12 protein-coding genes are annotated in these 12,993 nt (G+C 79.4%); 7 read left to right on the plus strand and 5 right to left on the minus strand.

Annotation, left to right across the window (positions count from 1 at the left end):
* Window positions 1-39 precede the first annotated feature (39 nt).
* The gene (locus tag ACUN9U_RS01510) at window positions 40-4,449 is read right to left on the minus strand and encodes an FtsK/SpoIIIE domain-containing protein (protein ID WP_445483153.1); all 4,410 of its coding nucleotides are present in this window, start codon (window positions 4,447-4,449) and stop codon (window positions 40-42) included.
* A gap of 461 nt (window positions 4,450-4,910) precedes the next feature.
* On the opposite strand from ACUN9U_RS01510, the gene ACUN9U_RS01515 reads away from it, so the two are divergent.
* The 7 genes from ACUN9U_RS01515 to ACUN9U_RS01545 all read left to right on the plus strand — a co-directional run bounded on the left by ACUN9U_RS01515 (window position 4,911) and on the right by ACUN9U_RS01545 (window position 9,603).
* Window positions 4,911-6,149, plus strand: coding sequence for a CpaF family protein (locus ACUN9U_RS01515; protein WP_445483154.1), 1,239 nt, complete (start codon window positions 4,911-4,913; stop codon window positions 6,147-6,149).
* Window positions 6,150-7,019 (plus strand): type II secretion system F family protein, encoded by an 870-nt coding sequence (locus ACUN9U_RS01520; RefSeq protein WP_445483155.1) that lies wholly within the window; start codon window positions 6,150-6,152, stop codon window positions 7,017-7,019.
* Window positions 7,016-7,858: a type II secretion system F family protein gene (locus tag ACUN9U_RS01525; RefSeq protein ID WP_445483156.1), complete on the plus strand. Its 843-nt coding sequence runs from the start codon at window positions 7,016-7,018 to the stop codon at window positions 7,856-7,858. The genes ACUN9U_RS01520 and ACUN9U_RS01525 overlap by 4 nt, the downstream gene beginning before the upstream one ends.
* Before the next feature lie 146 nt (window positions 7,859-8,004).
* Window positions 8,005-8,232 carry a hypothetical protein gene (locus tag ACUN9U_RS01530; RefSeq protein ID WP_445483157.1) on the plus strand — a complete coding sequence of 76 codons (228 nt, stop codon included), beginning with the start codon at window positions 8,005-8,007 and terminating at the stop codon, window positions 8,230-8,232.
* Window positions 8,229-8,633 carry a pilus assembly protein gene (locus tag ACUN9U_RS01535; protein ID WP_445483158.1) on the plus strand — a complete coding sequence of 135 codons (405 nt, stop codon included), beginning with the start codon at window positions 8,229-8,231 and terminating at the stop codon, window positions 8,631-8,633. The genes ACUN9U_RS01530 and ACUN9U_RS01535 overlap by 4 nt, the downstream gene beginning before the upstream one ends.
* Window positions 8,630-9,136, plus strand: a complete 507-nt coding sequence (locus tag ACUN9U_RS01540; protein WP_445483159.1) for a pilus assembly protein — start codon at window positions 8,630-8,632, stop codon at window positions 9,134-9,136. Before ACUN9U_RS01535 ends, ACUN9U_RS01540 begins: the two co-directional genes overlap by 4 nt.
* Window positions 9,137-9,174: 38 nt before the next feature.
* Window positions 9,175-9,603 carry a pilus assembly protein TadG-related protein gene (locus ACUN9U_RS01545; protein WP_445483160.1) on the plus strand — a complete coding sequence of 143 codons (429 nt, stop codon included), beginning with the start codon at window positions 9,175-9,177 and terminating at the stop codon, window positions 9,601-9,603.
* 91 nt (window positions 9,604-9,694) lie between these two features.
* On the opposite strand, the gene ACUN9U_RS01550 is transcribed toward ACUN9U_RS01545, so the two are convergent.
* The 4 genes from ACUN9U_RS01550 to ACUN9U_RS01565 all read right to left on the minus strand — a co-directional run bounded on the left by ACUN9U_RS01550 (window position 9,695) and on the right by ACUN9U_RS01565 (window position 12,952).
* Window positions 9,695-10,048, minus strand: a complete 354-nt coding sequence (locus ACUN9U_RS01550; RefSeq protein WP_445483161.1) for a histone-like nucleoid-structuring protein Lsr2 — start codon at window positions 10,046-10,048, stop codon at window positions 9,695-9,697.
* Between the two features lie 159 nt (window positions 10,049-10,207).
* Window positions 10,208-11,623, minus strand: coding sequence for an ABC1 kinase family protein (locus tag ACUN9U_RS01555; protein WP_445483162.1), 1,416 nt, complete (start codon window positions 11,621-11,623; stop codon window positions 10,208-10,210).
* Window positions 11,624-11,737: 114 nt separating this feature from the next.
* Window positions 11,738-12,712 (minus strand): hypothetical protein, encoded by a 975-nt coding sequence (locus ACUN9U_RS01560; RefSeq protein ID WP_445483163.1) that lies wholly within the window; start codon window positions 12,710-12,712, stop codon window positions 11,738-11,740.
* 84 nt (window positions 12,713-12,796) lie between these two features.
* On the minus strand, window positions 12,797-12,952 hold the full coding sequence (locus ACUN9U_RS01565; protein WP_109773365.1) for a DUF5679 domain-containing protein: 156 nt from the start codon (window positions 12,950-12,952) through the stop codon (window positions 12,797-12,799).
* Window positions 12,953-12,993 lie beyond the last annotated feature (41 nt).

Here is a 12,993-nt window from a genome sequence, read left to right on the forward strand (position 1 = left end):
CGGTGGGCCCGCGCGGGGCACCCGCGGTCGCGACCGCTGTCACGGCTGGGCGAGCTGGACGGTGAGGGCGGCCCCGGCGCGCACCAGGGTGGCCCGCCCGGGCGGGCCGCCGCGCACCGCGGGCGTGCGGGCGCCGAGCACCTCCGCGTCGCCGGGGGCCAGGGGGTGCAGCAGCAGGCCGCTGCGGTGCCGCCGCACGGACGCCGCCAGGCCCCGGTGCGCCGGCAGCAGGCCGCTGGTCCCCGCGACCACGACCGCGCACGAGGGGCCCGCGCCGTCGGCGAGGTCGAGCAGGACGGACTCCACCGGCGAGCCGAGCAGCAGCTCCGCGTCGTCGACCAGCACCAGCGGAGGTCCGGGCTGGCCTGCGGGCGGGCAGCCCGCGACCTGCGCGGCCAGGGCGCCCAGCACCGCCCTGGCCGCGTCGGCGTCCGTGCCGCCGACCACCGCGAGCCCCGGTCCCCGGAGCTCCTCAGCCCCCTGCGGACCCCCCGGCTGCCCGACCGGTCCGGGCGGGGTCCGCGGGCGGACCAGCACGCAGCCGCGGCCGGCGGACGCGGCCAGCGCGGCGAGCAGCCGCAGCGCGCTGGTCCTGCCCGTGCCCGCGGCGCCCAGCACGAGCGCGCCGGAGCCCGCCTCCAGGGACAGCCCCGCGGCAGCGCCCCGCAGGCCGCCCACGCCGACGAGCAGCTCGGCCGGGACGACCTGCCCGGCAGCGGGCCCGGGGGAGCGCCGGTGGACCAGGCGCGCGTCCTGGAGCGGCAGGTGCCCGGGCAGGGGCGGCACCCTCGGCACCCTCGGCGCGCTCGGCACGGTCCGCCCGGCGGGAACGGCCCCCTCCTCGTCCTGCGCCGCCGCCCTCGCGTCCCCCGCGCGGGCCGGGTCCAGCAGGGGCAGCTGGCACTCGCGCAGCGGTCCCGGGCGCAGCCGCAGCGCCCTGCCCGGGGGCCAGTGGACGGGAGCGGCCGACGCGGGCACCCCGGCGAGGACCGCAGCCGTGCGGTCGGCCGGAGCGAGCAGCAGCACCTCACGCACCCCCGAGAGCGCCCGGGAGGACAGCGCGGCGGTGTCGGTGGCCAGCACCACCGGTGCTCCCGCGGCGACCAGGCCGGCGAGCAGGTCGGCGGCGAGGTCGGCGGCGAGGTCGGTCCCGGGCCGCGACCCGCCGCCGGCGCGCCCGGCGAGCACCCGGTCAGCGCCGTCGACGAGCAGCAGCGGCAGCCGCTCCAGGTGGCCGGCACGCGCCCCGCCCCGCGCGCGCACCGCGCCGGTGAGGTGCTGCAGGACGCGCACGAGGTGCTCGCCATCGTCGGGGTCGACGGTGCTGGCCACCTGCGGCAGCGCCGCGAGGTCGGCCAGCTCCGCCGCGGCCCCCACCAGGTGCACCTCGCCGGGCGAGGCGACGGCCAGCCACCGCAGCAGCGCGGTGCGCCCCGACCCCGGACCGCCGCACACCGCCAGCGGCGCGGCGGCGTCCCAGTGCAGCGGGCGCTGCGCCGGCACCTCCGGCTCGTCCAGCAGCCCCAGCGGCAGACCGCCGCCAGCGCCCGGGACCACCGCCCCGGGGGCGCCGGAGGCGCCGTGGGCGCCGGGTGCGCCGTGGGCGCCGGGGACGTCACCGGGGTGGCGCCAGGGCAGCAGCTCGGGCAGCGCCGGCAGCCACGGGGCCCGGGGGCGGGGGTGCTCGCTGCGGCCGTCCGCGGCGCGTCGCAGGGACGCGACCAGCAGCGGCACCTCGTCGACCCCCGGGGCGTCCCGGCTCCCGCGCGCGGGGTCGGGCGCGGCGCCCCGGCCGGTGGGCAGCACGCGCACGGGCGCCGGCTCGTGGCGCACCAGGGAGGCGACCTGCACCGCCTCCAGCCCCCGACCGCCGCGGCGCACCAGCGCCGCCCCGGGCCGCTCCGGCGCCAGCGCCGCCGCGCCGGGGTCGTCCAGGACGTCGAGGGAGTCCGCCGCGTCACGCACCCGCAGCGCGACCCGCAGGTTCGTGCTGGCGCGGGCGTCCGCGCTGACCACTCCGGCGGGGCGCTGGGTGGCGAGCACCAGGTGCACCCCCAGGGACCGGCCGACCGCCGCCAGGCGCACCAGCCCGGGCACGAGGTCGGGCACCTCGTCGGCCAGGACCCTCACCTCGTCCACCACGACCAGCAGCCGCGGCAGCAGCCGCGCGCCGTCGGCGTGCGAGCGCAGCAGCTCCGCGCGGTCCACCGCCGCGTGCTCGGCCAGGACGCGCTCGCGGCGCCTGACCTCGGCGGTCAGGGACACCAGCGCGCGGTGGGCCAGGTGCTCGTCGAGGTCGGTCACCGTCCCCACCAGGTGCGGCAGGCCGCGCAGCCGTCCCGCGGTGGCGCCGCCCTTGTAGTCGACCAGCACCACCGACAGCTCCTCCGGCGGCGCGGCCGCCGCCAGCGCCAGCACCCACGCCACCAGCAGCGAGGACTTGCCGGCGCCGGTGGTGCCCGCCACCAGGGCGTGGGGCCCGTCAGCGTCGAGGTCCACCACCCAGGGCGACCCGTCGGCCCTGGTCCCCACGGCGACGGCGGCGCCGCCCCCGCCGGCGCGGGCCCAGCGCCGCCGGACGGCGGCGGCGTCGAGCGGGTCGGTGCCCGCTGACCGGGTGGTGAGCTCCACCAGCGACGGCGCCGGCGCCGGGCTGCTGCCCGCGGCGGCGGGCGTGCGCAGCGGGGCCAGGCGGCGGGCGACCTCCTCGGCCCAGGCGGTGGAGACCAGGTCGGCGACCAGGCGCGTGCGCGCGCCCGCCGCGCTCCACGTGGCGGCGCCGCCCGGCGCGACGCGCAGCTCCGCGGCCCCGGCCGACCCGGCGGCCGGCGGGCGCCCCAGGACGACGACGAGGTCGCCGTGCACGGCCCGCGACGCGTCCCGGTCCGCGTCCTGGTCCGCGCCTGCTGAGCCCCCGGAGCCCAGCGCGGAGTCGACGACGACCAGCACGGGCGCGTCCGGCGCCCCTGGCCCTCCCGGCTCAGCGTGGGGCAGCCAGCGCGTCCACCCCCACGCCGCAGGGTCGTCCGTGACCACCCGCAGCCGCAGGTGCTCCGGGGGGTGCAGGACCGCCAGCTGGCCGACCAGGGCGCGCACCGCGGCCCGGGCCGCGCGTCCGTCACCGGTCACGTGCACCCGCGGGGTCACCGCCAGGTCGACGACCACGGGGGCGCTGGGGTGCTCGAGCCGCTCCCGCGCGCCGCGCCGGGCGCCCCCGGCGCCGGGGCCGGCGTCCTCCCGGCCGTCGTCCCCGGCGTCGCCGTCCCCGCCGCCGCCGTCCTCGTGCTGCAGCACCACGTCGGCCAGGACCGCACCAGCACCGACCCGCACCGGCCACCGGGGGACCGCGCCGGCCCCGGGGGCCGCCCACAGCCGGTCCCCGCGCTGCTGCGCGACCTCGAGGACCACCGCCGGCCCGGGGTGGCGCCGCTCGCGCCGGGTGCGCTCGGCGGCCAGCTCCCGGGCCGCGCGGGCGCGGGCGCGGGAGCTGGCGGCGCGGTGCTCGGCCACGGCCGCGGCGTGGCGGCGCGAGCGGCGCCGGCGGTCGACGAGGGCCGACAGCACGGCGACCAGGGGGCCGCTGACCCCCAGGAGCAGCACCACCGGTGACCACAGCAGCGCCAGCGGGACGGCGAGGAGGGCCGGTGCCAGCACCGGGACCCACGCCACGGGAGCAGCAGCCGGGGGCACCGGGGGCGCCGGCAGCAGCACCTCCACGGGCGACGGCGGACCGGGCTCGGGCTCCGGCGGTGCTCCCGGGGCCAGCACCAGGCCGCCGCACCCGTCGGGGCGCACCTCGCGGGCCGCGGGACCGGCGGGCCGGGCGCACAGCTGCAGGACGCCGGAGCCGACGCCCAGCAGCGCGCCGTCCGGCAGCGGGGTCCAGGTGCGCGCCAGCGGGACGCCGTCGAGCTGGGCGCCGTTGGCCGAGCCGGCGTCGCGGACCCTGACGCCTGCGGGGGAGGCGTCCAGCTCGACGTGGCGGCGCGACGCCGCCGGGTCGTCCAGCACGAGCAGCGACCCCCGTCCCCGCCCCAGGTGCGTCCTGCCCAGGGGGACGCGGGCGCTGGCACCGGCCGCAGGGCCCGACAGCACGCGCAGCAGCGGCGAGGCGGGCCCGGGGTCCGGTTCGCCCGCGCCGCCCGGGTCGCCGTCCGGGTCGCCGTCCTGGTCGCCGTCCTGGTCATCGAGGCGGAGGTGGGGCTGGGCGCCGGGGTGGGCGAGCTCGACCACCGCGCCCCGCAGCAGCGGCGGGCTGCCCACCCGGGCGGTGGCGGGGACGGCGGCGCCGGCGACGCCCACGGCAGGCGGCGGCACCGGGGGCAGCCCGGCGGCCCGGGCCAGGTCGGGCAGCACGCGGGCGAGCGGTGCACCGGCGGGGGCCTCGACGACGACGTCCACGCCGGGTGCGGGGCAGCCGGCGCGGCGGACGGTGACCTCCAGGCGCACCCGCCGACCCTGCCCGCCCAGGGCGGTCCCGCGCCGGCACCGGCCCCGCACCTGTGGACAGCCGGGCGCGGTCGGGGCCGCGGGCCACCGCCGTGGAGGCTGGGGACGGGCGTCCGCTTCGCCCGTGCCGCACCGCTTCGTCCCGCGCCGTCGTGCTCCGTCCCGCTTCGCGAGGGATTGCGGTGGTCGAGCGGTCACTGCGCGTGACCATCCGGGGTCTGTGGGTCGGCGCGCTCCTGCCGCAGGGGCGGCCGTCACCCGCACGCCAGCGCCCGGCGCGCGGACCCGCCTAGCGTCTGCGCCGCGCCGTCCTGAGAGGCCCCGGGCCCTGGGACGGCGCCGCGCTGCGCCGGGCCCGCCGGGCCGCGGCGCCCACCGAGCACGACACCCAGCACGGGCACCCAGCACGGGCACCCAGCACGGGCACCCAGCACGACGACGCACACGAGGAGGGGACCGCCGTGGAGGCCACCACCATCGTCGAGGACGAGGTCCGCGAGCTGGTCAGGCGCCGCGCGCTGGACCCCGCCCAGGACGCGGAGGTCGTGCGCCGCCTCGTGGAGGAGGTCGTCGCCGACTACGACGAGCGCAGCCTGACCGGGTCGCTGCCCGGCCTCGCAGACCGCAGCGCCACCGTGCGCGCCGTCGTGGACGCCGTGGCCGGGTACGGCCCCCTGCAGGTGCACCTCGACGACCCCGAGGTCGAGGAGATCTGGATCAACGAGCCGGGGAAGGTCTTCGTGGCCCGCGGCGGCCGCTCGGAGCTGACCACGACGATCCTCACCGAGAGCGCCGTCCACGACCTCGTCGAGAGGATGCTGCGCACCAGCGGACGCCGGCTCGACCTCAGCTCGCCCTTCGTCGACGCGGCACTGCCCTCCGGCGCCCGCCTGCACGTCGCCATCCCCGACGTCACCCGCCGCCACTGGGCGGTGAACATCCGCAAGTTCGTCGTCAGGGCCTCCCGCACCGAGCACCTCGTGCAGCTCGGCACCATGACCGCCGCGTGCGCCGCCTTCCTCGACGCGGCCGTCGCCTCGGGTCTGAACGTGCTCGTCGCCGGGGGCACGCAGGCGGGCAAGACGACGCTGCTCAACTGCCTGTCGGCGGCGATCCCCTCCCGCGAGCGCGTCATCACCGTCGAGGAGGTCTTCGAGCTCGCCTTCGCGGGCCGGGACGTGGTCGGCCTGCAGTGCCGCCAGCCGGGCCTGGAGGGCACCGGGGAGATCACCCTGCGCCGGCTGGTCAAGGAGGCGCTGCGCATGCGCCCCGACCGCCTGGTCGTCGGGGAAGTGCGCCAGGCCGAGAGCCTGGACCTGCTGATCGCGCTGAACTCGGGTCTTCCCGGCATGGCCACCGTGCACGCCAACAGCGCCCGCGAGGCGGTGACCAAGCTGTGCACCCTGCCCCTGCTGGCCGGGCCCAACGTCACCGCCGACTTCGTGGTCCCCACCGTCGCCTCCGCGGTCGACCTCGTCGTGCACGTGGCGCTGGAGGCCGACGGCCGCCGCCGCGTGCGCGAGGTCCTGGCGGTGCCCGGCCGGGTGGAGGCGGGCGTCATCGAGACCGGCACCGTCTTCGGCACCGTGCTGGACGGCGGCGGGCCGCGGCTCGTGCGCGGCAGCGGCTCGGCCCCGCACGAGGAGCGCTTCGCCCGCGCCGGCTTCGACCTCGCGGCCCTGCTGCGCCAGGAGGCGTGAGTGGGCGCCCTCACCGGACTGCTGCTGGGCGCCGGCCTGTTCTGCGCCTGGTGGGCCTGCTGGGCCGAGCCGGACGACGACGACGCCGCGCCCGCGGCGCGCCCCGGGCTGCGCGCCCGCGCCGAGGACCTGCTGGCCGCCGCCGGAGCGGCCGGGCTGCCGGTGGCCGCACTCGGCGCGGCGTGCGCGGCGTGCGCCCTGGCCGTCGCCGCGGCCGCCCTGCTGGTCTCCGGGTCGGTGCCCCTGGCCCTGGTGCTCGGGGCCGGCGCGTCCTGGGGTCCGGTCGCGCTGCTGCGCGGGCGCGCCCGCGCCCGGGCCGCCGCGGTGCGCGAGCTGTGGCCCGACGCCGTCGACCACCTCGCCTCCGGCGTCCGCGCGGGGCTGTCGCTGCCCGAGGCGCTCGCGGCCCTGGCCGTGCACGGTCCTGAGCCGCTGCGGCCCGCGTTCGCCGACTTCGCCGACGACCACCGCGCCACCGGCCGGTTCCTGCCGGCGCTGGACCGCCTCAAGGACGCCCTCGCCGACCCGGTGGCGGACAGGGTGCTCGAGGCGCTGCGCCTCACCCGCGAGGTCGGGGGCAGCGACCTCGGCCGGGTGCTGCGGTCCCTGTCGGCGTTCCTGCGCGACGACGCGCGCACCCGTGGTGAGCTGCTGGCCCGGCAGAGCTGGACGGTGGCCACCGCGCGCCTCGCCGTCGCCGCCCCCTGGGTGGTGCTGCTCCTGCTGTGCACCCGCCCGGGGACGGTCAGCGCCTTCCGGGAGCCGGCCGGGGCGCTGGTGATCCTCAGCGGCGCCGTGTGCTGCGCGCTGGCCTACGCGGTCATGCGCCGGGTCGGGCGGCTGCCCGAGGACGAGCGGGTGCTGCGGTGAGCCCCCTCGGCGGCGCGCTCGGCCTGCTCGCCGGCGCGGGCCTGTGGCTGGCGCTGCTCGGGGTGCCCACCTGGTCGCGCCCGGCGCTGGACGCCCGGCTGGCACCCCACCTGAGCGACAGGCCGCGCGGCTCGCGCCTGCTGGCCCCCGGCCGCGCCCCCGCCGGGGCGCTGGCCCGCGTGCTCGGCACGGGTCCGGGCGGCCTGCTGGCCCCCCTGGCGCGCCTGGCGGCGCGCCGCTCGCCGAGCACCGCGGCCACCTGCCGCCGCCTCCTGCAGGCCGGCAGCACCACCGCGGTGGAGCACTACCGCGCCGAGCAGGTGGTGTGGGGCGCCCTGGGCGCCGGCGCAGCGCTGCTGACCGCCCTCGTCGTCGTCGCCCGGGGAGGCCCGCTGCTCGCGGCGGTGCTGCTGGTGCCGACCGGCGCCGCCTGCGGCGTGCTGGCGCGCGACCAGGCGCTGGGCCGGGCCGTCCGCCGCCGCGAGGAGCGCCTGCTGGCCGAGCTGCCCACCGTCGCCGAGCTGCTCGCCCTGGCCGTCGGCGCCGGGGAGGGTGCGGTGGGTGCCCTCGAGCGGGTCTCGCGCACGTGCCGCGGGGAGCTGGCCGGCGAGCTGCGGACCACCCTGGCCGACGCCCGCTCCGGCACGCCGCTGGTGGCCGCACTGGCGCGGATGGGCGAGCGCACGTCGGCCGCCCCCCTGGCCCGCTTCGTCGACGGCGTCGCCGTGGCCGTCGAGCGCGGCTCGCCCCTGGCCGACGTGCTCGCCGCGCAGGCCCAGGACGTGCGCCAGCTGGCCCGCCGCCGCCTCGTGGAGGCCGGGGGCGCAAGGAGCTGCTGATGATCGTCCCGGTGGTCTTCCTCGTGCTCCCGGTGACCGTGCTCTTCGCCGTCTACCCCGGCCTGGCCGTCCTGCGCCTGACGCCCTGACCGCCCCTGCTCACCTCTGACCGCCCCATCCGACACCCGCAACCCACCGGAGGACCCGTGCACCGCCTCGCCACCCTGCTCCTGACCGCCGCCACCGCCGCGTCCGGCGGCCTGCCGCACCTGCTCGGCGCGACCGCACCCGCTGAGCGCGAGCGCGGTGACGTGCCCGGCTGGGTGCTCGTCACCGTCATGACGGCGGGCATCGTCGTCGGCCTCGCGGCCGTGGCCGGCCCCATGCTCACCGAGATGTTCCAGGGCGCCATGGCGGCGGTCCAGGTCCCGTGACGCCCGCGCGACCGGCCCGGCGCCGCCCCCGCGGCGACGCCGGCGCGGCCGTCGCGGAGAGCGTCATGGTCATGGCGCTGGTCTCGGTGCTCTTCGCCAGCCTGCTGCAGCTGGCGCTCGCGCTGCACCTGCGCGGCACCCTGGTCGACTGCGTCGGGGAGGGCGCCCGCTTCGGCGCCCTGGCCGACCGCACGCCCGCCGACGGGGCCGAGCGCGCCCGGGAGCTGGTGCGGGCCTCGCTGCCGGCCTCCTACGCCGACGACGTGCAGGCCGCCCGGGTGCGCTCCGGCGGCCTGGACGTCGTCGAGGTGAGCGCCACCGTGCCCCTGCCGCTGGTCGGCTGGTTCGGCGGCGGCTCCATGACGGTGCGCGGCCACGGCCTGGTGGAGGTGCTCCCGTGAGGCGCCTGCGCGCTGCGCTGGGGTCCCTGCGCCCCCGCGCCCGCGCCGCGGGAGGGGCGGGCGCCACCGAGGGCGAGGCCGGCAGCGCCTCGCTGGAGTTCGTCGTCCTGGCGCTGCTCCTGCTCGTTCCGGTGGCCTACCTCGTGGTGGTCCTGGCCCGCCTGCAGGCCGGCGCGTACGCCGCCTCGGCGGGCTCCCGGGCAGCGGCCCGGGCCTACGTCACCGCCGCCGACCCGGCCGACGCCCCCGCGCGGGCGCAGGCGGCGCTCGACCTCGCCCTGGCCGACCAGGGCTTCACCCCCGCCGACGCGACCGCCGCCACCGCCTGCGAGGCGGCCGGGTGCCTGGCCCCTGACACCGCGGTGGTCGTCACCGTCCGCGTGGAGGTCCCGCTGCCGTTCGTGCCGCCGCTGCTGCGCCCCGCCGTGCCCGCGCAGGTGCCAGTCGAGGCCGCGGGCTCCGCCGTCGTCGACAGGTTCTCGGCGCTCAGGACCGGCCGGTGAGCCCCGGCGGCCAGCGACTCCGCGGCGACCGGGGGTCGGTGACCCCGCTGGTCGTCGTCGACGCCGTGGTCGTCACCGCCCTGGTGCTCGTGGGGGCCGCGGCCACCGAGCTGCACCTGGCCCGCACCCACCTGCTCTCGGTGGCCGACTCCGCCGCGCTCGACGCCGCCGACGCCCTGGACGAGGAGGCCTACTACCGCGCGGGCGTCCTGCCCGGGCAGGGAGTGCCCCTGGACGACGCCGGCGTGCGGCGCAGCGCCGCGGCGCTGCTGGCGCGCACGCCGCAGCCCTCCGACCTGGTCGGTCTGGCGGTGGTGGAGCCCACCGGCAGCCCCGACGGGCTGACGGCGGAGGTCACCCTGGCGGCCGCGGTGCGCCCGGCGCTGGTGCCGGCGTGGGTCGGCGACGGCGTCGTGGTGCCGCTGCAGGTCACCTCCCGCGCCCGCGAGGGCCTCGTCCTGCCCTGAGGCCCGCACGCCGCCGCCCGCCGCCGTGGAGCGCGCACACGCAGCAGCGCCCGCCCCCCGAGGGGAGCGGGCGCTGCGCGGTCGGCGCCGGTCAGCCGGCGGCGGACTGGTACTGCTCGAGCACCGTCTTGGGGATGCGCCCGCGCGCGGGGACGGACACGCCGTTGGCCGAGGCCCAGGCGCGCACCGCCTTCGCGTCGTAGTCGCCGCCGCCCGCGGAGGACGAGGCGGAGGTGCTGCGCGAGGTCCCGGTGCGGCGGGCGCCCGCCGCACCGCTCTTGCGCGCCACGGCCAGGAAGGGCTCCAGGGCCGCCTCGAGCTTCTTCTGGTTCTCCTCCGAGAGGTCGATCTCGTAGGTCGCTCCCCAGAGGCCGAACTTGACGGTCTCGGCGTCCGAGCTCCCGTCGAGGTCGTCGGTGATGTGCGTGATGGTCTTGGTGGCCATGCCGTCTCTCTCACGTCGCGCTGGGGTGGCTCGTCCACCGCGAGGAGGACGATCAGCGCCTTTATCGCACATGTCGTGAGGAATTCGCAATGCGAGGTCCCCGTGTCGTCTCGGGCGTCACCGGAACGGACCGCGAAAAGGTGTCCAGGACAATCGGGCTCATGCGCCCGCGGGCTCTTCCTCGGCGAACTCGGGCAGGAAGTCGGAAAGCACCTGCACCGCGGGCACCACACCGCCCAGCTGGCACATCACCCCGATGCCGCCGAACCACACCCGGTGGATGAGCACGTACTCCGGAGGCAGGTTGACCTTGAGGTTGATGGTCCACTCGGGCCGCTCGCGGTCGTTGACGTGGCGGAACAGCGACTGCAGCCACGCCCTGTCGAAGCGGAACTCCTCGTGGCGCAGCGGCTCCAGGAAAGGGTCCAGGTAGTCGAGCAGCGTTGCGGGGTCCACCTGGATGCGCTCGCGGATGAAGCCCTCCTCGCGCAGCCCGTCGGCGACGGTCTCGGAATCCCCGTCGAGGGCCGCCCCGAGCAGCCTGCCGATCGCGGGCGGCATTCCGTCGGGAAGGCGGTTCACCGCCCCGAAGTCGAGGATCCCGAAGCGCCCGTCGGGGGTGAGCCGGAAGTTGCCCGGGTGGGGGTCGGCGTGCAGGAGGCCGGCGCGCGCGGGGCCGAGGAGGAGCACCTCAAGGTAGCGGCGGGCGGCGAGGTCGCGCTGCTCCTGCGTGCCGTCGGCGATCACCTTCGACAGGGGCACCCCGTCGAGCCACTCGCTGACCAGCACGCGGCCAGTGGCCGTGACGACGGCGGGGACCACCACCTCCTCGTCGCCGGCGAAGGCGTCCGCGAAGGCCTGCTGGGAGGCGGCCTCGGCGCGGTAGTCCAGCTCCTCGGCCACCCGCTCGCGCAGCTCGGCGATGATCGGCCCGACCTCCATCCCGGGGATCCAGCCGGCGGCCACCCGCACCAGGCGGCCGACCTGCTCCAGGTCGCCCAGCAGCGCGTCCCCGGCCCCGGGGTACTGCACCTTCACGGCCACCGGGCGCCCGTCGGACCAGGTGGCGCGGTGGACCTGCCCCACGGAGGCCGCGGCGGCCGGCCTCTCCTCGAAGGTGGTGAACAGCGAGCGCCAGGCCGGGCCCAGCTCGGCGGCCATGACCGCGCGCACGGTGGCCGCCGGCATCGGCGGTGCTGCGTCCTGCAGCTTGGTGAGGGCGGCGCGGTACGGCCCCGCCTGCTCCTCGGGCAGCGCGGCCTCCAGCACGGACAGCGCCTGCCCGACCTTCATGGCCCCGCCCTTGAGCTGGCCCAGCACCTTGAACAGCTGCTCGGCCGTCGCCTGCTGCACCGAGGCCTGCACGTCGGCCTGCGAGCGGCCGCCGATCCGGCGACCCAGGCCGACGGCCTGGCGCCCGGCGAAGGCGGCGGGCAGCCCCGCCAGGCGCAGCCCCCGGCTCAGCGACCCGCGAGGGATGGCGCCGCCGCGCCGGCCGGCGCGCTCGTCGTCGTCCTGCTCGCCCGGACTGCCGTCCGGCTCGCGGTCCAGGGGGTCCTGCGCGGGTGCGTCCACCCCGCCATCCTGCGACGGCCGGCTGCTGCGCGCAGGCGGGGCCCGGCCGCACGCACCCGCGCCCGGCCACCTCTCCGGCCCACCCCTGACCCACCCCTGACCCACCCCGTCAGGTCACCCCGCCGGCCCACCCCCGTCCCAGGTGCACCCGCAGCGCGGGTGGGGCGCCCAGGGCCGCACGCCCAGGGCCCCGGAGCGGTCCACCTCGAGGGTCGCGTCCACGGCGGCGGGGTCGTGCCCGAGCAGGTGCGCCACGACCTGCTGCACGGCGACCGCGGCGACCAGGGCCGCGAGCTCCGGCGCCTCGGGCCGCCGGGGCCCGCCCGCGGGAGCGCTGAGCTGCGGCACCAGGCGCGGCCACTCCGGGTCCCGGTCGGCGCGGTGCAGGTCCAGGCAGCGCAGGCAGGCACCGCTGCCCGGCCGCACCAGCGGGCCGACCGCGGCGGTCGCGCCCCGGTGCAGCACCCCCAGGTGCACCACGCCCTCGCGGACCAGCGGCTCGCTGCGGCGCGCGTCGTGGGCCCCGGAGGCGAGCACGACGGCGACGTCGGGTCGCAGGCGCTCCTGGGCACCGGCCCGGGTGCGGGTGGAGGGGTGCCGGCGGGCGACGGCCCGTGCGGCGGCGGCGCCCCGCGGCAGGGCCAGGTCGGAGGGGTCGAAGGCGCCCGGGCCGACGTCCGCCCGCGTCACCGGCGCCTCGTCCTCGACCAGGACGGTGCCCGTCCCGGCCGCTGCCAGGCCCAGCGCGACGGCGCGCCCGGTGGGGGAGGCGCCCAGCACCACCGCGACGGCGCCCTCCAGCCCTCCCGGGCCGCCCGGGGCCGCGGGGGGCGCCTCCAGCGCGCCGGCGCCCTCCAGGGCCTCCAGCAGCGCGGCGGTGCGCTCCGGGGTGCCCCCGTGCAGGGCGGCCAGGCGGTGCAGGGAGGTCGCGTCGGCCCCGGTGGCGAGCGCGTCGACCACCAGCTCCTCAGCGGCGGTGAGACCCTCCAGCACCTGGGCCCCGGTGCCGACGCCGACCTGCAGCCGGCCGGGGGAGCGCCAGGCGGTGAGCAGGCCGGGGCGCAGCCTGCGGGTGGGAGGGGCCGTCACCCCTCGAGCCTGGCACCCGCGGCCCCTGGCCCGCTGGCGCCGTCCACAGGGAGCGGCGCCAGCGGAGCGGCCCTGCGGCGGCCCTCAGGCCTTGCCGAGGATGCGGTTGAGGTTGGTGCCGCACACGGGGCACTTCGCCTTGGCCATGCGGCGGCCGTTGGTCTCGACGACGCCGCCCTCGGCGTCGCGCTTCTCCTTGCACTTCACGCAGTAGAACGAGCCCGAGTAGGTCTCGGCCACGGGGGCCTCCTCGTGTCAGGCCCGGGCTGGGGCCCGGACGG

The sequence above is a fragment of the Quadrisphaera sp. KR29 genome, from assembly GCF_052644995.1.

What these genes read in the sequence shown, in the direction of transcription:
- ACUN9U_RS01550 (WP_445483161.1), bottom strand. Translation starts at nt 10,048, where the DNA reads ATGGCCACCAAGACCATCACGCACATCACCGACGACCTCGACGGGAGC.